This window comes from Bradyrhizobium sp. RP6 (assembly GCF_003837805.1).
Classification (GTDB): domain Bacteria; phylum Pseudomonadota; class Alphaproteobacteria; order Rhizobiales; family Xanthobacteraceae; genus Bradyrhizobium.
Window position 1 is genome coordinate 1 of sequence record NZ_RQIT01000015.1, and the last position, 18417, is coordinate 18417.

17 protein-coding genes are annotated in these 18417 nt (G+C 65.3%); 6 read left to right on the forward strand and 11 right to left on the reverse strand.

The window, feature by feature from the left end; genetic code table 11:
• On the forward strand, nucleotides 1-1753 hold a 1753-nt coding region (locus EHH60_RS24080), incomplete at its 5' end, for an OmpA family protein (protein WP_245454573.1).
• Between the two features lie 54 nt (nucleotides 1754-1807).
• On the opposite strand, the gene EHH60_RS24085 is transcribed toward EHH60_RS24080, so the two are convergent.
• Entirely contained in the window at nucleotides 1808-2764 is a 957-nt protein-coding gene (locus EHH60_RS24085; protein ID WP_124161911.1) for a homocysteine S-methyltransferase family protein, read from the reverse strand.
• Nucleotides 2765-2992: 228 nt separating this feature from the next.
• Between EHH60_RS24085 and EHH60_RS24090 the strand changes: the two genes are divergently transcribed.
• Nucleotides 2993-3661, forward strand: a complete 669-nt coding sequence (locus tag EHH60_RS24090; protein ID WP_124161912.1) for a TetR/AcrR family transcriptional regulator — start codon at nucleotides 2993-2995, stop codon at nucleotides 3659-3661.
• Here the strand turns inward: EHH60_RS24090 and EHH60_RS24095 are convergent.
• The 7 genes from EHH60_RS24095 to EHH60_RS24125 all read right to left on the reverse strand — a co-directional run bounded on the left by EHH60_RS24095 (nucleotide 3624) and on the right by EHH60_RS24125 (nucleotide 11477).
• The gene (locus EHH60_RS24095) at nucleotides 3624-5381 is read right to left on the reverse strand and encodes an alkaline phosphatase (protein ID WP_124161913.1); all 1758 of its coding nucleotides are present in this window, start codon (nucleotides 5379-5381) and stop codon (nucleotides 3624-3626) included. The two genes, EHH60_RS24090 and EHH60_RS24095, sit on opposite strands and share 38 nt — an antisense overlap.
• A gap of 118 nt (nucleotides 5382-5499) precedes the next feature.
• Nucleotides 5500-6837: an argininosuccinate synthase gene (gene argG, locus EHH60_RS24100; RefSeq protein ID WP_124161914.1), complete on the reverse strand. Its 1338-nt coding sequence runs from the start codon at nucleotides 6835-6837 to the stop codon at nucleotides 5500-5502.
• Nucleotides 6838-6929: 92 nt separating this feature from the next.
• On the reverse strand, nucleotides 6930-7706 hold the full coding sequence (locus EHH60_RS24105) for a phosphatase PAP2 family protein (protein WP_124161915.1): 777 nt from the start codon (nucleotides 7704-7706) through the stop codon (nucleotides 6930-6932).
• 95 nt (nucleotides 7707-7801) lie between these two features.
• Nucleotides 7802-8296 (reverse strand): hypothetical protein, encoded by a 495-nt coding sequence (locus EHH60_RS24110; protein ID WP_124161916.1) that lies wholly within the window; start codon nucleotides 8294-8296, stop codon nucleotides 7802-7804.
• Nucleotides 8297-8457: 161 nt separating this feature from the next.
• A complete protein-coding gene (rlmN, locus tag EHH60_RS24115; RefSeq protein ID WP_124161917.1) occupies nucleotides 8458-9660 on the reverse strand; it encodes a dual-specificity RNA methyltransferase RlmN in 1203 nt (400 codons plus the stop codon).
• A 182-nt stretch (nucleotides 9661-9842) separates the two neighbouring features.
• The gene (locus EHH60_RS24120; protein ID WP_124161918.1) at nucleotides 9843-10520 is read right to left on the reverse strand and encodes an invasion associated locus B family protein; all 678 of its coding nucleotides are present in this window, start codon (nucleotides 10518-10520) and stop codon (nucleotides 9843-9845) included.
• A gap of 117 nt (nucleotides 10521-10637) precedes the next feature.
• Nucleotides 10638-11477 (reverse strand): SDR family oxidoreductase, encoded by an 840-nt coding sequence (locus EHH60_RS24125; protein WP_124161919.1) that lies wholly within the window; start codon nucleotides 11475-11477, stop codon nucleotides 10638-10640.
• Nucleotides 11478-11734: 257 nt separating this feature from the next.
• On the opposite strand from EHH60_RS24125, the gene EHH60_RS24130 reads away from it, so the two are divergent.
• On the forward strand, nucleotides 11735-12709 hold the full coding sequence (locus EHH60_RS24130; protein ID WP_124161920.1) for an NADPH:quinone oxidoreductase family protein: 975 nt from the start codon (nucleotides 11735-11737) through the stop codon (nucleotides 12707-12709).
• 140 nt (nucleotides 12710-12849) lie between these two features.
• On the opposite strand, the gene EHH60_RS24135 is transcribed toward EHH60_RS24130, so the two are convergent.
• Nucleotides 12850-13236 (reverse strand): YkvA family protein, encoded by a 387-nt coding sequence (locus EHH60_RS24135; protein ID WP_199751904.1) that lies wholly within the window; start codon nucleotides 13234-13236, stop codon nucleotides 12850-12852.
• A gap of 97 nt (nucleotides 13237-13333) precedes the next feature.
• Complete coding sequence (locus EHH60_RS24140; RefSeq protein ID WP_124161922.1) at nucleotides 13334-13624, reverse strand: 4a-hydroxytetrahydrobiopterin dehydratase; 291 nt, start codon at nucleotides 13622-13624, stop codon at nucleotides 13334-13336.
• Between the two features lie 154 nt (nucleotides 13625-13778).
• On the opposite strand from EHH60_RS24140, the gene EHH60_RS24145 reads away from it, so the two are divergent.
• Both EHH60_RS24145 and EHH60_RS24150 read left to right on the forward strand, forming a co-directional pair.
• Nucleotides 13779-15224, forward strand: a complete 1446-nt coding sequence (locus EHH60_RS24145; RefSeq protein WP_124161923.1) for a TAXI family TRAP transporter solute-binding subunit — start codon at nucleotides 13779-13781, stop codon at nucleotides 15222-15224.
• A 186-nt stretch (nucleotides 15225-15410) separates the two neighbouring features.
• Nucleotides 15411-16952: an alkaline phosphatase D family protein gene (locus EHH60_RS24150; RefSeq protein ID WP_124161924.1), complete on the forward strand. Its 1542-nt coding sequence runs from the start codon at nucleotides 15411-15413 to the stop codon at nucleotides 16950-16952.
• Between the two features lie 8 nt (nucleotides 16953-16960).
• On the opposite strand, the gene EHH60_RS24155 is transcribed toward EHH60_RS24150, so the two are convergent.
• Nucleotides 16961-17344: a response regulator gene (locus EHH60_RS24155; protein WP_124161925.1), complete on the reverse strand. Its 384-nt coding sequence runs from the start codon at nucleotides 17342-17344 to the stop codon at nucleotides 16961-16963.
• Between the two features lie 179 nt (nucleotides 17345-17523).
• On the opposite strand from EHH60_RS24155, the gene EHH60_RS24160 reads away from it, so the two are divergent.
• Nucleotides 17524-18288, forward strand: a complete 765-nt coding sequence (locus EHH60_RS24160; RefSeq protein ID WP_124161926.1) for a Crp/Fnr family transcriptional regulator — start codon at nucleotides 17524-17526, stop codon at nucleotides 18286-18288.
• Nucleotides 18289-18417: the final 129 nt, after the last annotated feature.

Here is an 18417-nt window from a genome sequence, read left to right on the forward strand (position 1 = left end):
GCACGCCCCGACACCGCCTCCTCCGGCGCCGCCTGCCGCGCGCCCGGCTCCCACGCCGCCAGCACCGCCTCCCGCGGCGACTCCGCAGCCACGCGCGCCGACGCCGCCTCCCGCCGCACAGCCGCACACGCCGCCTCCGGCACCATCAGGTGCCCGCCCGGCTCCGACGCCACCGGCCCCGCCGCCCGCAGCAGCTCCTCAGGGCCGGCCTGCGCCGGCGCCCACCGCGACGCCGACTCCTGCGCCCGCCGCACCGGCGGCACGACCGGGAGCACCTGCTCCGACCGCCACACCTGCTCCGACAGCCACGCCTGCTCCAACGGCAACGCCCGCTCCGGGCAGCACGCCTGGCGCGCCGCCGGCTGGTCGCCCGGGTGCCACGCCCGCTCCGACGACCACACCGACGACCCCACCGGCACCTGGCGCCGTCGCCCCGACGCCGCCACCCGGGCGTCCAGGCGCGGCCCCGTCGCCCACACCTGGCGCAACCCCGGCTCCGACCGCTACGCCGACTCCCGGCCGTCAGGGCGGCACGCCGCCTGCGGGAGCGCCTGCGACCGGAGCTCCGCCTGTGCCCCCGCAGGCTGGTGCCCCGGCCCGGCCGCCGGCGCCTCCTGCCGGCGCCGCGGCGCCGACAGTCGTCCCTGGCACGCCCGCCGCTGCGCCGCCGCCGGACAGGGCGCAATACGCGCCGCCGACGGTCGCGCCGGCGTTCCGGGCCGCGCCCACGGTTGCAGCACCGCTGCCGCCGCCGCCGCGTCCGCCGCAGCGTGACCTCACGCCGCTCGCGATCGGCGCGGGCGTCGTGGCCGGCGCCGTGATCGGCGCCACCATCGCCGATCTCCACAACCAGCGCCGCGAGACCATCGAAGGCGGCCGCACCATCTATACCGAGCCGGATCGCATCATCGTCCGCGATCCGGGCGGGCAGGCCTATGTCCGCGGCAACGATCTCTATCGCTTCCGCTATGGGGCCCGAGATATCCGCACCGACATCGTCGGCGGCGAGACTCGCACCGTCGTGATTCGTCCCGACGGCAGCGAGATCATCACCGTGGTCGGCTCCGATGGCCGGCTGCTGCGCCGCATCCGCAGGGACACGCGCGGGCAGGAGCTCGTCATCATCGACAACAGCTATCGCGATCCGCGCGCGGTCGGCGGCTTCTATGTCGACGTGCCGCCGCCGGTCGTGAGCATTCCCTACGATCGCTACATCGTCGATGCTCAGGAGGCATCGCCGGACGTGATCTACGAGACCATGGAGGCACCGCCGGTGCAGCGGATCGATCGGCGCTACTCGCTCGACGAGATCCGCTACAGCCCCAATGTTCGCATGCAGATGCCAAGCATCGACGTCAACACGATCAACTTCGAGACGGGATCGTGGACCATCCCACCGGACCAGGCGGCCCGGCTGCAGGTGATCGCCGACGGCCTCAACCGTGCGATCCAGCGCAACCCGCGCGAGGTGTTCCTGATCGAGGGGCACACCGACGCGGTCGGCAACGAGGTCGACAATCTGTCATTGTCGGACCGTCGCGCGCAGTCTGCAGCCGAATTGCTGACGCAGCAGTTCGGTGTCCCGGCGGAGAACCTGACGTCGCAAGGCTATGGCGAGCAGTATCTGAAGGAGCAGACGCAAGGGCCGAGCGTGATCAACCGGCGCGTCACCGTCCGCCGCATCACGCCGCTGCTCAATGGCGGGACGGCCTCGCTGCCGCCGCCCCCGCCCGGCACGGCCCCGCCGCGCTGAGACACGAACCAGAAGCACAAATGGCCGGGATTGCTCCCGGCCATTTCATTCGTATCACGCGGACATCGCCTCTGGCGGCAGGCAGGCATCGCAAACGGCCGCGACGTGCCGGTGATCGGTACCGCAACAGCCCCCGAGAATCCGCATCTGCGGAAACGCGCGCCTGAGCGAGAGGTAACGGCGGCCGAGATCGACGGGATCGCCGCTGTCGAGCGTCTCCGACTCGTCGAGCTCGGCATGGCTCTTGATGGACGCATTGGCCCTGATGCCGTGGATGCGCTGAACCCACGCCTCGCCGGCCGCGAGCGCGCCCTCGAAGTGAATTGGGTGCGCGCAATTGATCAGGAAATATTCGCAGGCATGCTCCGTCGCATCGTCGACCGCTTCAATCGCCTCGCGCAGGGACTCGCCCCTGATCAGGCGACCATCGGTCTCGACCGTAAAGGAGATCGCGACCGGAATTTCCTGCCTCTTGGCCGCACGTACCACGCCGACGGCCTCGTTGATGCTGTTCAGCGTGAACGCGGTCACCATGTCGGCGCCGGCCAGGGCGAAGGCCGCGATCTGAGCCGCGTGATAGGCTTCCGCCTCCCCCGCGTCCATGTTGCCGGCCTTGTAGCCGTCGCCTCGCGGACCGATCGCGCCGCTGATGACGCAAGGCATGCCGGGGGACTCCCAGGCGCCGCGCAATTCCTCGAGGAAGCCGATGGACCGCATGTTGATGGACTCGAGACTGGCCGCATCGTAGCCGAGCCTGGCGCCCCAGTCAGGATTGGCGCGCCAGGTTGGACTGTCGAGCACGAAGCCGAGTCCATGCTGCCGCGCGATGCGGAGATAGGCTTCGTAGTACCGCTTCAGATGCGCGCGACCATCGGCGCTGTTCAGCAGCACGAATGCTGCGAAGTGCGGCAGCTCCAGCCCTTGGTGGAAGATCAGGGTGGTTTCCATGCCGCCATCGGTCAGGAAGATGCCGCCGCGGTGCTGCGGCAGATCGTTTCTGCATCTCGCCATTGATCGCTCCATCATTTGCACGGACCGCTCTTCTTTCGGTCGCGCCATGACCGTCTTCGGTCCCGGCATGTGGTGCCGCATAATGTCGCGACGCTCTAGAAGCCCCGTGGTGCGGCTGAACTTCCTCCCGCAAGCAGAGACAAATCAAAGACTTGCGTGAGGCAATCGGATCGGCGCGCTGGCCTGCGCGGCAAATTCCGCACCGTTGGTACGGTTTTGGAGGCATCGATGGGAAAGGGCGAAGCGACGCGCGAGCGCATTCTCGAGATTGCGGAAGCGGCGGTGCTCGCAAAGGGCTTCGGAGCGACCTCGATCGACGAGGTCATCGCCGAGGCCGGACTGACCAAGAGCGGCTTCTTCTATCACTTCAAGGACAAGAACGCCCTCGCACGGGAGATGCTGCGCCGCTACGTGGAGACGAACGATCGCCTGTTCGAGGAGATCTTCAGGCGGGGGCGCGAGCTATCGGACGACCCGCTGCAGTCGTTCCTGATCTCGCTGAAACTGCTCGCCGAGGTGATGGCCGATCTGCCGAACGGCCATCCCGGCTGCCTGATCGCCAGCATCTGCTATCAGGAGCGCCTGTTCGACCGCGAGGTTCGCGACCTGACCGCACAATCTGTCCAGAGCTGGAATGCGCATTTCCGCGCGATCCTGGACGGCATCGCTGCGGTCTATCCGCCGCGCGAGGCGATCGACCTCGACGACCTCGCGGAGATGATCTCGTGCGTGGTCGACGGCGCGATCATCATGTCGAAGACGCTCAACGACCCGAAGCGGCTGGAGCGGCAGATCCTGCTCTTCCGCAGCTGCGTGAAGCTGGTCTTCACGCCGCCCTTCCTCCTCGTGAACCGCTGCGTCATTGCCCCGCAGCCAATCCCAACGCGTCGGCCATGACACGAAACACTTCGGTATTGTCCATCGACCCGTGCACGCGCTCGCTGCCCGGCCCGGTCGCGGTCAGGATGACGTCTTCGCCCGAATGCACGCTGGCGCCGATCAGCGCCGAAAGATTGCCGGGGCGCAGCACCGCGCCCGGAACGTCTCTGTATTTGTCGTTGGCATTGAAAGTGCCGTCGTCGCCAGCCTTGACGGTTGGCTCGTTGGGATTGTCCAGCTTCGGACGGAACGTCTCGTAGTGATCCGGCAGGCTGGCCGAGAAGATGGCGAGCCGCCGGCTCACGTCGATCCGCGCCGGATAGCCTTCCGCGTCGGGGGCCGGATAATTGGGAAATCCAGCCCGATCGTAGACGCCGACGCGCTCGCGCAGCGGCACGTTGGGCGTGGTGGCCATGTCGTCGTTTATCGTGCCGACGAGGCTGTTGGGATGATTGTGGTCCGCCGCGACCAGGATGAGGGTGTCGTCACCACGTGCCCGCGCCCATTCACGCGCCTGGCGCACCGCGTTGTCGAGCATGATCGTGTCGTAGACGGCGCGCTCCATGTCGAGGGCATGCGCATATTTGTCGATCAGTCCGGACTCGACCATCAGGAAAAAGCCGGCCTCGTTCTTCGAGAGAATGTTCAAAGCTGCCTGCACCTGCTCGGTCAGATCGGGCTGCTCAGGGAATTTCTTGACGCCGCCGCCCTTCAGGAATTTGCGGTCGAGCACTCCGTCCATGTTGCCGGTGGCGAACAGGCCGAGCAGCTTGCTCGTCTCCTGCTTTGCGGCAGAGGCGCTGAGCTCGCTGGCGGTGGTCGCCACCTGATAGCCTGCATCGCGAAACTTCGCGATGAAGTCGGTCTCGTCCTTGCGTTTCGAGCCGGCGGCCGACTTCGGCAGAAAATTCGCGCTGCCGCCGCCCATCAGGATATCCGGCTTCGCCGCAAAGAACTGCTCGACGATGTCGTCATAGGCGGCACGGCGGCGGGTGTGCGCAACCATCGCCGCCGGCGTCGCGTCTTCGATCTCGGTATTGGTGACGACGCCGATCGCCATGCCGAGCCGCCTTTTGGCGAGGCTCGTGATGGTCTCGACCTTGGGATCGTCGAGCGGGCTTGCGGTGCGGTCCGCATAGACGCCGAGGGCGTTGACGGCGCTCTTGTGCCCGGTCGCATAGGCGCTGGCCGAGTTTGCGGAATCGGTGATGATCGAATCCGAACCCGCGGTCGCCACCAGCGCCATATGGGGCATGTCGTCGATCGCGAGCTTGCCGCGGCTCTTGCCCTCCGAAATCCCCTTGGACAGAATCCGCGCCGCGACCCGATGCGCCGGCGACATGCCGTCACCGATGAACAGGATGACGTTCTTCGCCTTGCGCGGGCCCGTGTCGTAGACCGTCCAGGTGACGCTGCGCTGGTGCGTGCCGTCGCTCACGTCCACGGCAATGCTGCCCGGCCTGGTCAGCGTGACGTCGCGCAGGATCAGGGCCGACTGCTCCTTGCCGTCCTCGCGGTCGATGAAGGTGCCGGCACGGCCGAACGCGGTCGCATAATCCGCGCCGTTCACCGTCACCTTCAGCCTGGCGGGATCGACGGGCCCGGGGAGCTCGACCTTGAAGTCGAATTTGGCTCCGGCCAGGATCTCGGCACGATCGATCGGATAGATCGTCTGCGCCGACAGTGACGATGTCCAACAGAGGACAATGAGAGAGGCGAGTGCCGATCCCCTGACCATGCTCGATGCTCCGCAATCCGGTTTCCGACAGGATCAGGAAGCGTAGCGATCAAGTATGACACCGTCATTAAATTCGCAGCCCGGATCGAGCGAAAGCGCGATCCGGGCTACGAAAGGCTCAACCCTTGTCGCTCTCGAGGCGGAAGATCTGCGAGCCTTCGCTGCCCGAGAGCAGGCCGGTGTCGCTGTAGAGCTTCAGCTTGGTGCGGGTGTCGACGATGTCGAGGTTGCGCATGGTGAGCTGGCCGATGCGGTCGGCCGGCGTGAAGGCCGCATCCTCCACCTTCTCCATGCTGAGCCTTTCCGGCGCATAGGTGAGGTTCGGGCTTTCGGTGTTGAGGATCGAATAGTCGTTGCCGCGGCGGAGCTCGAGCGTGACCTCGCCGGTGACGGCGCGCGCGACCCAGCGCTGCGCGGTCTCGCGCAGCATCAGGGCCTGCGAGTCGAACCAGCGGCCCTGATACAGCAAACGGCCGAGGCGCATGCCGCTGATGCGGTACTGCTCGATGGTGTCCTCGTTGTGGATGCCGGTGACGAGACGCTCATAGGCAATGTGCAACAGCGCCATGCCGGGCGCTTCGTAGATGCCGCGGCTCTTGGCCTCGATGATGCGGTTCTCGATCTGATCGCTCATGCCGAGACCGTGGCGGCCGCCGATCGCATTGGCTTCGAGGAACAGCGCGACGGGATCGGAGAAGGTCTGGCCGTTGAGCGCCGTGGGCTGGCCTTCCTCGAAACGCACCACGACCTTCTCGGCCTTGACGTTGCAGTCGTCGCGCCAGAACGGCACGCCCATGATCGGATTGACGATCTTGATGCCGCTGTCGAGGCTCTCGAGATCCTTGGCCTCGTGCGTGGCGCCGAGCAGATTGCTGTCGGTCGAATACGCCTTCTCCGCGCTCATCTTGTAGGCGAAGCCTTGCGCGGTCATGAACGCCGACATCTCGGCGCGGCCGCCGAGCTCATCGATGAACTGCTGGTCGAGCCACGGCTTGTAGATCTTCAGGCCGGGATTGGTGAGCAGGCCGTAGCGGTAGAAGCGCTCGATGTCGTTGCCCTTGAAGGTCGAACCGTCGCCCCAGATGTTGACGCCGTCTTCCTTCATCGCCGCGACCAGCATGGTGCCGGTGACGGCGCGCCCCAGAGGGGTGGTGTTGAAATAGGTGATGCCGCCGGTCGAGATGTGGAAGGCGCCGGACTGGATCGCGGCGATGCCCTCGTGGACGAGTTGCGTGCGGCAATCGACCAGCCGCGCCTTCTCGGCGCCGAACTCCATCGCCTTGCGCGGAATCTCGTTGTAGTCGGCCTCATCCGGCTGGCCGAGATTGGCGGTGTAGGCGTAGCAGCGCGCGCCCTTCTGCTTCATCCAGAGCAGCGCCGCGCTGGTGTCGAGGCCGCCCGAAAACGCGATGCCGACTTTCTCACCCTTGGGCAGGCTTTTCAGGATCGTGGTCATGGGGCTTCCAATCGGGTCTCAAGGGCTGGTGAAGGTGCGAACTTGACCGCGCGAATATCAAATTTCGCAGGGCTCGGCACCCATTTAATGGCTCAAACCGACGGCTCGGGACCGGTCTTGCGGCCGAACAGGCGCTGGCGGAGCCGGTAGCCGGGCATGCTCAGCCGGGTCAGGGCGGCATCGACCGCCTCGTCCGAAAACCGCGTCCGCGGCCACCGGTAAATCAGCGCGTAGGCGAACCAGATCACGACGAAGGTGACGAGGCCGGCGATGGACACGTCGGTGAAGAAGTGGCCGCCGAACGCCATGCGCAGGGCGCTGGTCAAGGCGCCGAACACCACGGCGGCGGCATAGGCGAGCGGCCGCCACGCTGGCGGGGCCAGCGCAGCCGGCGCGAGCGTCCAGAATGCCGTCGCCCCCTCGCCGGAGAAGAACGAGCAGTTGCGTCCGCAGCCGCCGCGGGGATCCCACCACGGCACGAATTGCTGATCGCCGGCAAACTCGGTCACCACCACCGGACGCGGACGGCCCCAGTAATTCTTGAACGTCAGGTTGGTCAAAATGCCGGCCGACATCGTCAGCGTCACCAGCAGGAAGATGACGGTGCGCCCCGGCACCATCAGCGGCCGGTCGGGCCGGATCATCTTGACCACGAGCGCGACGATCGAGGGCAGCGCGAATGCCCAGGCGATCCACATCGCCGCGTCGCGCGCGAAGCCGGCCCAGCCGTTCAGCTTGAGCGGGAATGTCCTGGTCGCGGGATCGAAGAACAGCGATGCAAGCTTGAGGTCGAGCTCGGGGTAGATCCCGAAGACGACGCCGATCACGAGCCACAGCGCAAGCGCGATGAAGAGTCCAGTCCGGTTCATGGCGCGCGGTTTAGCGGAGTGGGAAGGGGATGGAAACCCTTGCCGTCATCATTCCGCGGCGGTGCGCAGCACCGAACCCGGAATGACAGCGGGACTCACCGCGCATCCGGCCGCGAATTCGACGGCAGTGGCGGCGGCGGTTTGCGCGGGGGCGGCGGATTGCGCCAGGCGCCGGCGTTGCGGCCGGCGATCAGCCAATAGACCACGCCAGCAACGATGCCGGCGCCGGTCATGATTTCCAGGTGACGCCGGACGATGTCCTCGAACTGGAAGGTTTCAGCGTGGAAGGGAACGAGACCGAGATAACAGGCGAGTCCCACGACGCCGCCGCCGACGGCGTAGGCGAGCGCGCTACGGATATAGAACGCCTCGGTGATCGCGACGATCACCGCCGCCGGCACCAGCGCAAAGCCGGAGACGAAGATGAAGCCGAAGCCGAGCAGGATGTCGATCGTGCCCTGATCGACGGGACCGGCACCGAGATCGGCGAACTCCGGAAACAGCAGCGCGACGACGACGATCATGCCGCCGACGAAGCAGGCAGCAAGGAAGCCGATGAAGATGACGACAAGGCGGCCGATCAGGGACATGGCAAGCCACACTCACCCGTCATTGCGAGAAGCTCGCGACAAAATTGCGCAACAATTTTGCGCTGATGCGACGAAGCAATCCAGACTGCTTCCGCGGTGACATTCTGGATTGCTTCGCTTCGCTCGCGATGACGAGGTGGCGAGAGCCAAACATGAACAACTCAATCCGTCATCGCCATGGCGCGCAGCGCCTGGCGCTCGCGTGCGCTGAGCTTTTCCGTCTCCGACTTGAGCTGGCCGCAGGCGGCGAGGATGTCGCGGCCGCGCGGGGTGCGCACCGGCGAGGAATAGCCGGCGTTGAAGATGTATTCGGAAAATTTTTCGATCTGGTCCCAGTCCGAGCATTCGTAGGCGGTGCCGGGCCAGGGATTGAATGGGATCAGATTGATCTTGGCGTGAATGCCCTTGAGCAGCTTCACCAGCAGCTTTGCATCGTCGAGCGAATCGTTGACGCCCTTGAGCATCACATATTCGAAGGTGATGCGGCGCGCGTTCGAGGCGCCGGGATAGTCGCGGCAGGCCTGCAAGAGCTCCTTGATCGGATATTTGCGGTTGAGCGGCACGAGCTCGTTGCGCAGCTCGTCGCGCACCGCATGCAGCGAGATCGCGAGCATGACGCCGATCTCCTCGCCGGCGCGCACGATGTTGGGCACCACGCCCGAGGTCGACAGCGTGATGCGGCGGCGGGAGATGCCGATGCCTTCATTGTCGCCGACGATCAGTAGCGCATCGCGCACCGCATCGAAATTGTAGAGCGGCTCGCCCATGCCCATCATCACGATATTGGTGACGCGGCGCGTGCCGTCCTCGCGATCGGCCCAATCGTTCAGACGATCGCGCGCGACCATGACCTGTCCGACGATCTCGCCGGCGGTGAGGTTGCGCACCAGGCGCTGGGTGCCGGTATGGCAGAAGGCGCAGTTCAGCGTGCAGCCGACCTGCGAGGAGACGCAAAGCGTTCCGCGGTCGGTCTCGGGGATGTAGACGCACTCGACCTCATGCGCCTTCTGAACGGAATCGCCGCTCGGCAGCCGCAGCAGCCATTTGCGGGTGCCGTCGTTGGAGATCTGCTCGGCCACGACTTCGGGCCGGTCGACCGTGAAATGCTGCGCGAGCTCGGCGCGAATGCCCTTCGAGATCGAAGTCATGTCGTCAAAACTCTGGGCACCCCGGAAATAGAGCCAGTGCCACAGCTGCTGCACGCGCATCTTGCGCTGCGCCGGAGCGACGCCGATCTCGCCGAGGCGGTCGGCAAGCTCGGTGCGCGACAGGCCGATCAGCGACGGTTTTGCCGGCGGCACATAGGTTTCGAGCGGAGTCTTCTCCACCGGGGTTGCGTTGTGCGGCTCGGTCGTCGGTTGCATTGAATGGACCTAATGGCTGTGGTCGTTCCGGGGCAGCTCGAAGAGCTGAACCCGGAACCTCGAGATTCCGGGTTCGCGCTTCGCGCGCCCCGGAATGACGGAGGAAATCTGGAACGGCCCTTATATAGCAACCGGAACCACCGATTGCGACCTTATCGCCTGCAGCCTTAACGCCGACAGCCTTACCGCTTGCAGTCGTGGGCGATCTTGTCGAGCGCCTGGGCAAGGCCCTTCAGCGAGAAGGTGTCGGTCGTCTCCGTGCCCTTCGCCGAGACGCCCTTGACCACGAGGTCGGCGGATTTGCGCATGGCCTCGACCATCCGCTCCTCCTCGGCCGCGTTCTTGATCCAGAGGCCGTCTCCTTGTGTATACATCGCGAAGGAGGCGCCGCCGACCTCGACGGTTGATTCCGAGCCCGGTTTCAGCGCGTAACCGATCATGACCGAGACTTCGTTGTTGACCTTCTCCGCCGGCCGGGTCGAGACGAAGGCGTAGGCGGGATCACGCGGCCGGTTCGGCGGATTGGTCTTCGACGACGAAGGCTTGGCCAGGGCGAAACAGACTTTCTTGCCGTTGGGCGTCGCCGAATAGGCACCCCAGGTGCCGAACTGCCCGATCAAAGTCGGCTCAGCGCCACCCGCAACTGCCGCGGGTGATGCCGCCGGTTTGCTCTCGGGCTTTGAAGCCGCCTTTGCAGTCGTATGGGCCGGCGGCGCCGCCGGCTTCGGTGTCGCCTCTTTTGGAGCAGACTCTTTTGGAACGGACTTGGCCGCCGGTTGGGCCGTCTGCGCCCGCGCGGAATCGACAATTCCGCCGGCCATGACGCCAGTCATCAAAGCTAGAATCAGCACCCGCCACATGCCTGGAGTGGTTCCCTCAATATTGTGACTGGAAGATGGCCCGACCGCGCTTTGTCCCCGGGCAGGGATAGCCGGGAAAGTCCAATTTGGGAAGGCAGTTAGCGGTATCAGTGACGGCTAGGCCCTGGATCGTGCGGCGCGTTGCTCGGCCCATTGCGCCTCGGTCCAGCCGAGCAGATCCTCGGCGCCGGAACTGCGCAGATGAGCGCCACCGTCGATCACCACCATCTCGCCGTTGATGTAACCGGCGCGGTCGGAGACCAGGAAGCTGGCGAGATCGGCAAGCTCGCTATGCTCGCCGGTGCGTCCAAGCGGGTTGCGCGACGTCCAGCCTGCGTCTCGGCCTTCGGGGCGGAGCTGCCCTGTGGCCCCCGCGGTCGGAAACGGACCCGGCGCAATCGCGACAGTGCGGATGCCCTTCGGGCCCCACTCCACGGCAAGGCTCTTGGTCATCGCCAGCACCGCCGACTTCGCCATCGCCGACGGAACCGTGAAGGCGCGGCCGGTGACGGTGGAGGTCGAGAGAATCGACAGCACGACGCCGCCATGCTTGTCCTCGATCCAGCGCCTGCCGGCGGCGAGCGTGCAATACATCGCGCCATGCAGCGTCGGCGCCAGGATCGCATCCGCGGCGCGGAAGGAGAGATGCTCGCTCTGAGCGATGAACGTCGCGGCGGCATTGTTGACGAGGATGTCGAGCGGCGCCTCGCGCCAGATCTGATCCATCATGCTGTCGACGGCTACGCCGTCGCGAATATCGCAGGTGATCGTCGTGACCTTGCCGCCTGTCTGCTCGCGCATTTCGCGCGCCGCCGCTTCCAGTCGGTCGAGCTTGCGGCCGCAGATCACGAGCTCGGCGCCGAGCGCGAGGAAGCGACGGCCCATCGCGGCGCCAAGGCCCGAGCCGCCGCCGCTGACGAGGATGCGCTTGTTCTTGAGCAGGCCCGTTTCAAACATCGTTCGAATCCTCGCTGTTGCCATACACGCGGTCATTGCGAGCGCGAGGCCATCCAGACTATTTCCGCAGGACGGATTCTGGATTGCTTCGCGGACCTGTCATCGGGCCGCGCTTCGCGCGGACCCGTTGGCTCGCAATGACGGGAGGATATAGGCCGTCGCGTGACCCGAGACAAAGAATCCGGATTGTCGGGCCGCACTAAATCCGGCAGAAACGGGCCAACTATAATTCCACTCGAAACGCCTCAGGTGCTGCCATGAAAGCCATCCTCTGCTCGCAATATTGCCAGCCCGACGATCTCGTGCTCGCCGATGTACCTGATCCGGTGGCAGGCCCCGGCGAGGCCGTGATCGCGATCAAGGCGGCGGCGCTGAACTTCTTCGACATCCTGATGATCCAGGGCAAGTACCAGATCAAGCCGCCGTTCCCGTTCTCGCCAGCGGCGGAAGTCGCGGGCGTGATCGAGAGCATCGGAGCCGGCGTCACCGACCTGAAGGTCGGCGATCGCGTGGTCGCCTCCTGCGGTCACAACGGCGCGCGCGAGAAGATCGCGCTGCCGGCGGCGTCGATCGTGAAAATCCCAGACAATCTCGACTACGACCGCGCGGCCGGCATCATCATCATCTACGGCACCGCGCTGCATGCGCTGGAAGATCGCGCGAGCCCGAAGCCCGGCGAGACGCTCGCGGTGCTCGGCGCGGCCGGCGGCACCGGCCTCGCCGCTTGCGAACTCGGCAAGCTGATGGGCCTGAAAGTGATCGCCTGCGCATCGTCGGACGAGAAGCTCGAATTCGCGAAAGCGCATGGTGCCGAACTGACGCTGAACTACGCCAAGGAAGATCTGAAGGAAGGCCTGCGCAAGCTCACCGGCGGCAAGGGCGTCGACATCATCTTCGATCCCGTGGGCGGTGCCTATGCGGAGCAGGCGCTGCGCTCGATCGCCTGGGAGGGCCGCTTCCTCGTCATCGGCTTTGCCGCCGGCGACATTCCGAAAATGCCGCTGAACCTCGCGTTGCTGAAGGGCTGCGACATCCGCGGCGTGTTCTGGGGCGCCTGGACCCGGCTCAACCCGGCCAAGAACCGCGCCAATCTGGAAAAGCTCGTGAAGTGGACCGCGGAAGGCAAGATCTCATCGCATGTCGACCGCACCTTCCCGCTGGCGCAGACGGCGGATGCGCTGAAGGTGCTGGCGGGACGTCAGGCGATGGGCAAGGTGATCCTGCATCCTTGAGGATGTTGTGGCGGAAGCGCGTTTGTCGCAACCTGCACGCCACACACTCACTGTCATCGCCCGTCTAGTGCGCAATTGTGCACAGGGGCGGGCGATCAGTATTCCGTGACGTCAGTGACTGAACCGAGAGGCCGCGTCTGCTACGCTGCTTCTTCCTCCGCCTCACCCACCCCACGCTTCAGCGCGGCGCGTGCGGCCTCGCGATGCTCGTTCGTGATGTGGCCGGCGACCATGCGGATGGCAGTGGCGAGCACGGCAGCGTCATCGGCAAAGCCGAGCATCGGCATCACGTCCGTGACGAAGTCGAACGGCAGGATGAAGTAGGCGATCGCCCCGAGCAGCGACGCCTGGACGTGGCGCGGCGTCTGCCGGTCGAACGCGCAGTAATAGGCGGCAAGCAGGTCTTCCGCGAACGGCAAGTGTGCGGCGACACGCTTCAGCTTGCGCCAGAAGCGGCGGCGCACGCTCTCGCGATCTTCCGCGAGCCGATCGGCCGGCTCGAAGCCGACGCTGTGCTCGGCAGCCATGCTCAAACTCCCCGTTCTGCCGGAGGCGGAGGTCATCCCAGTCCCGGCTGATCACAAGATGGGGATGCAGCACATCCCTGCAAGACGCCGCCTGGTATCAGCCTGCGATGGCGTTCATCGCCTTGGCCAACGCGATGTCGCGCGGGGTGACGGCGCCGGCGTCATGGGTCGACAGCACCACCTCCACCGTCTTGTAGACGTTGCGCCATTCGGGGTGATGATCCATCTTCTCGGCGACCAGCGCGGCGCGGGTCATGAAACCGAACGCCTCGTTGAAATCCCTGAAGACAAAGGTTTTCCCGATGGCGTCGCGGCCCTGGACCTCGGTCCAGCCCGGTAGTCCGCCGAGCGCCTGCCTGCGCGCCTCCGCCGAGAGCCGTTCTGCCATGATCGTCTCCTTGCCTTTTGGGGGGAACTTTACTCTAACACCGCGCCGACGCCCGGGTTCATACGGATTTCCCGCGCCCGCTAACCATGACGGAGATGTAACCCCGCCGGACAAGGAAATTTGCTACAATTGCAACGGTAGATCGCCGGCCAAGATGAAACTGAGCCTCAAGCGCCTGTTTGGGAGATCGATGACCGGGGGATTGGACCTGGCCGAAGCGCCCCCTCCGCCTTCGCCGCGATCCGCGGCGCGGAAGACGGCGCTCGTGTCCCTGGCTCTCGTGCTTGCGATCGTCGGCGCGCTCGCCGGCGGCTATTACTTCGCGATGCGTCCGGTGACGCTCAAGATCGCGGTCGGCCCCGCCAACAGCGATGACGTCAAGGTCGTGCAGGCGCTGACGCAGGCCTTCTCGCAGAGCAAGGGCCAGGTGCGGTTGCGGCCGATCCAGACCGACGGGGCCACCGCCAGCGCCGACGCGCTCGCGGAAGGCAAGGTCGATCTCGCCATCGTGCGCGGCGACGTCGACGTGCCCAAGAATGCGCAAGCGGTCGCGACCCTGCGCAAGAACGTCGTGGTGCTGTGGTCCGTGCCGGGCAAAGGCAAGAAGCGGGGCCCGAAGATCACCAAGATCGCACAGCTCGCCGGCCATCGCGTCGGCGTGGTCGGCCGCACCCAGGCCAACGTCAATTTGCTCAAGGTGATCCTCCAGCAATACGGCATCGATCCCGCCAAGGTCGAGATCGTGCAATTCCCGGCGAACGAAGCCGCCGAGGCGATCAAGGCGCAGAAGGCCGACGTCTATCTCGCGGCCGGCCCCGTCAACAGCAAGATCACGTCGGATGCGATCGCCGCCTCCACCAAGGATTTCGGCGCGCCCACCTTCCTCGCGATCGATTCGGCGGATGCGATCGCGCAAAACCATCCGGTCTACGAAGCGTCCGAGATTCCCGCCGGCACCTATGGCGGCTCGCCTGCCCGCCCGGAGGACGAGGTCAAGACCATCAGCTTTTCGCATCACATCGTGGCGCGCAAAGGCGTGGCCGAAACCACCATTGCGGCGTTCACGCGCCAGCTCTTCGCCGTGCGCCAGCAATTGGTGAGCGAATTCCCGCTCGCGGCGAAGATCGAAACGCCTGATACCGACAAGGATGCGGTCATCCCGGTACATCCGGGTGCGGCCGCCTTCGTCGACGGCGAGGAAAAGACCTTCCTCGACAAGTACAGCGATTACATCTGGTGGAGCCTGATGGCGTTGTCCGCCATGGGCTCGATCGGCGCATGGTTTGCGGGTTACCTCAAGAGAGACGAGCGCGACAGCAACAATCATCAGCGCGAACGCCTGCTCGACATGATCGCCGCTGCACGCAAGTGCGAGACGGCCGAAGAGCTCGACCAGATGCAGACCGAGGCCGACGACATCCTGCGCGATACGCTGCGCTGCTACGATCACGGCGCGATCGAGGAAGGCGCACTCACCGCCTTCAACATCGCACTCGACCAGTTCCACTCTGCGGTCGCCGACCGCAAGGCGTTGCTGATGAGCCTGCCGCAGAACCTGCAGCGCGCCGGCGCGCAGTTCAGGGCCGCCGGCAACGCGTAGGCGCTTGCCGGCGTAATGGCCGCGTCACATTGTCTCAATATAGCTTCCGCCGTCATTCCGGGGCGCGCAACGCGCGAGCCCGAAATCCATCGAGCTGCATTCGCGAGGAGAAAGGGATTCTCGGGTGCGCAATTGCGCCCCGGAATGACGTGCCTTGATGCAAGCTCGCCTTCGGAGCCATCCTTCATGAACATCAAATTCTCCCGCCGCCGCTTCCTCGCCACCAGCGCCGGTGCGCTCGGCACGATCGCAATGCCGTATCTTTCGCGCGCGGCCGATCGGCCGATGGTCACGCATGGCGTGCAGTCCGGTGACGTCACCGCCGATGGCGGCCTGGTGTGGGCGCGTACCGACCGGCCGGCACAGATGCTGGTCGAGGTGGCGACGACTGATACGTTCAGGGATGCCCGCGCGCTGCCGCCGATCGCGGCGCTCCCCGAGAGCGACTTCACGGCAAAAATGCTGCTGGAGAATCTGCCGGGCGGCCAGGACATCTTTTACCGCGTCCGCTTCCGCGATCTCTCGCACAGCGCGGTCGAGGGCGAAGCCGTGACCGGCCGCTTCCGCACCGCGCCGGCCGACCGCCGCGACGTCAGCTTCGTCTGGGGCGGCGATGTCGCCGGCCAGGGCTGGGGCATCAATCCCGATGACGGCGGCATGTTCACCTTTTCGGCGATGCGCAAGCACCGGCCGGATTTCTTCCTGCATTCCGGCGACACGATCTATGCCGACGGTCCCATCCAATCCGAGGTGAGGCTCGCCGATGGCAAGATCTGGAAGAATCTGACCATCCCGGAGAAGGCCAAGGTCGCGGAGACGCTGGGCGAGTACCGCGCCGCGCACAAATACAATCTCACCGACGACAACCTCCGAGCCTTCAATGCCGAGGTGCCGATCTTCGTTCAGTGGGACGACCACGAGGTGACCAACAACTGGTCGCTGTCGAAAGAGCTGCCGGCCGCCTACAAGGTGCGGGACATCTCGCTGCTCGCGGCCCGCGCGGGGCGCGCCTTCCACGAGATGTACCCGATGCGCGAGAGCGTCATCGAGCCCGGCCGCGTGTATCGCCAGATCGCCTACGGCCCGCATCTCGACGTGTTCGTGCTCGACGAGCGCAGCTATCGCGGCCCGAACGGCGCCAATCTCGAGACCGCCTACGGTCCCGCCAGCTACTTCCTCGGTCCGGACCAGATCGCCTGGCTCAAGCGCGGTCTCCTCAATTCGCGCGCGACATGGAAGGTGATCGCGTCAGACATGCCGATCGGCCTGATCGTCTCGGACACGCCGAAGGGCGGATCGGAAGCCATTGCGCAGGGTGACGGCCCGGTGCGTGGCCGCGAGTTCGAGATCGCCGACATCCTCCGCTTCATCAAGATGGCGCCGATCACCAACACGGTGTGGCTGACCGCGGACGTGCATTACGCCGCCGCGCATTATTACGATCCGAACAAGGCGCAGTTCCAGGAGTTCGAGCCGTTCTGGGAATTCGTGTCGGGTCCGCTGCATGCCGGTACGTTCGGTCCGAACGCGCTCGACAACACCTTTGGCCCCGAGATTCGCTTCGTCAAGGCGCCGGGCAAGGACAGCCAGAACCTGCCGCCGGCCGCGGGCATGCAGTTCTTCGGTCACGTCAAGATCGACGGCGCCTCGGGGCAAATGACGGTGACCCTGCGCGACCGCGCTGACGTGGCGCTGTGGTCGACCACGCTCGAACCGAAGCAAAGCTGACCGCTGATTTAATCGGCGGCGCGTAGCTTGAGCGCCGCTTCCAGCGCATCGCTCGAGCACGGTTTCTGCAACCGCGGCCGGCCCGCCAATTCGGACGGAATGCGCGCCTCGGCGCCATAGCCGGTGACGAAGACGAACGGAACCTCCAGCGCGGTCAACCGCTCGGCGATCGCAAAGCTGGTCTCGCGGATCAGCTCGACATCGAGCAGCGCGAAGTCGGGCGTACGCTTCGCAATGGCCTCCAGCGCCTGCGTCACCGATCCGACGGTCCGCACACCGCTCACACCAAATCCGAGCAGGCGGTCCTCGAAATCGATTGCGATGATCGGATCGTCCTCGACGATCAGAACATCGGCTGGCCAGCCTGAGCCGTTGGAAAATGCGGGTGCCATGATCGCGTCTTTCGTTGGGGGTTTTAGGATCAGGACTGCCGCGACACGATGCCTGCTCGTAGCGCATCGAAAGGTTCCCGGAACGAAACTCACCACATCATCGTTCTTCAGTCTGTCCACTTGTGCACACAGGGGATGCACGGAACTCGCTAGGGTGGGGGAAGGACAGGAGTTTCACGATGGATGCGCGTATCGGCAAGATCACCGAGGTCGAGAGCCGGCCGGCCAACAATCTGCTGCGGCGTTTGAGCCCGGCCGACTACGCGCTACTTGCGCCGCACGCGACCGTCGAAGACTCCCCGGCAGGCCAATTGCTTTACAATCCCGGCGACGACGTGCAGGTCGTCCACTTCCCCTGCGGGCCGTCGCTCGCGACCTTCCTCGTCCCCAACGAGGACGGTCGCGACGTCGAAACCATTCTGGTCGGCCGCGAGGGCGCTGTGGGTGGCATCGTCAGCGAGGGGTTTCTGCCGGCCTATACCCGGATCTGCGTCAAATTCGGCGGGCCGTTTGCGCGCATTCACGTTGCCAAGCTGGAAGCGGCCAAGCTGCGCTCGGCGTCACTGCGCAACATCTTTGCGCGCTATGCCGATTGCATGCTGGCCCAGATCTTCCAGTCGACCGCCTGCAACGCGATCCATTCGATAGAACAGCGTACCGCCAAATGGATTCTGGCGGCGATGGAGCGGACCGGCGACGAGACCAGCGTACCGCTGACCCATGAACAGCTCGCGACGCTGCTCGGGGTCGGGCGCAGCTATGCCAGCCGCGTTCTTCAGTCGTTCAAGGCGGAACGGATTCTCGACACGCGGCGAGGCTCGATCCTGGTTCGCAGCCGCGATGGCCTGAAGCTTCGCGCCTGCCTGTGCAACGATGCCGTGAAAATGCATTTCGAGGAGGTGCTGCGCGGGGTTTACCCGACCGAGGAGCGGGAGGCGGGATAGCTCCACTTGCTTTCTTCCTTCTCCCGCAAGGGGCCTGTTGCGCTACTGGCTTTTGAGGCAGGAGACGTAAGGAGGGAGGGCACAAATATGTGCCGCGCGCTTCTCAACGTCTGCCATGCTATAGTATCC

Bases quoted from the DNA above. Each gene is read 5' to 3' on its own strand.
- EHH60_RS24085 (WP_124161911.1), bottom strand. From the start codon at position 2,764: ATGGCGAGATGCAGAAACGATCTGCCGCAGCACCGCGGCGGCATCTTC.
- EHH60_RS24090 (WP_124161912.1), top strand. From the start codon at position 2,993: ATGGGAAAGGGCGAAGCGACGCGCGAGCGCATTCTCGAGATTGCGGAA.
- EHH60_RS24095 (WP_124161913.1), bottom strand. From the start codon at position 5,381: ATGGTCAGGGGATCGGCACTCGCCTCTCTCATTGTCCTCTGTTGGACA.
- argG (WP_124161914.1), bottom strand. From the start codon at position 6,837: ATGACCACGATCCTGAAAAGCCTGCCCAAGGGTGAGAAAGTCGGCATC.
- EHH60_RS24105 (WP_124161915.1), bottom strand. From the start codon at position 7,706: ATGAACCGGACTGGACTCTTCATCGCGCTTGCGCTGTGGCTCGTGATC.
- EHH60_RS24110 (WP_124161916.1), bottom strand. From the start codon at position 8,296: ATGTCCCTGATCGGCCGCCTTGTCGTCATCTTCATCGGCTTCCTTGCT.
- rlmN (WP_124161917.1), bottom strand. From the start codon at position 9,660: ATGCAACCGACGACCGAGCCGCACAACGCAACCCCGGTGGAGAAGACT.
- EHH60_RS24120 (WP_124161918.1), bottom strand. From the start codon at position 10,520: ATGTGGCGGGTGCTGATTCTAGCTTTGATGACTGGCGTCATGGCCGGC.
- EHH60_RS24125 (WP_124161919.1), bottom strand. From the start codon at position 11,477: ATGTTTGAAACGGGCCTGCTCAAGAACAAGCGCATCCTCGTCAGCGGC.
- EHH60_RS24130 (WP_124161920.1), top strand. From the start codon at position 11,735: ATGAAAGCCATCCTCTGCTCGCAATATTGCCAGCCCGACGATCTCGTG.
- EHH60_RS24135 (WP_199751904.1), bottom strand. From the start codon at position 13,236: ATGGCTGCCGAGCACAGCGTCGGCTTCGAGCCGGCCGATCGGCTCGCG.
- EHH60_RS24140 (WP_124161922.1), bottom strand. From the start codon at position 13,624: ATGGCAGAACGGCTCTCGGCGGAGGCGCGCAGGCAGGCGCTCGGCGGA.
- EHH60_RS24145 (WP_124161923.1), top strand. From the start codon at position 13,779: ATGAAACTGAGCCTCAAGCGCCTGTTTGGGAGATCGATGACCGGGGGA.
- EHH60_RS24150 (WP_124161924.1), top strand. From the start codon at position 15,411: ATGAACATCAAATTCTCCCGCCGCCGCTTCCTCGCCACCAGCGCCGGT.
- EHH60_RS24155 (WP_124161925.1), bottom strand. From the start codon at position 17,344: ATGGCACCCGCATTTTCCAACGGCTCAGGCTGGCCAGCCGATGTTCTG.
- EHH60_RS24160 (WP_124161926.1), top strand. From the start codon at position 17,524: ATGGATGCGCGTATCGGCAAGATCACCGAGGTCGAGAGCCGGCCGGCC.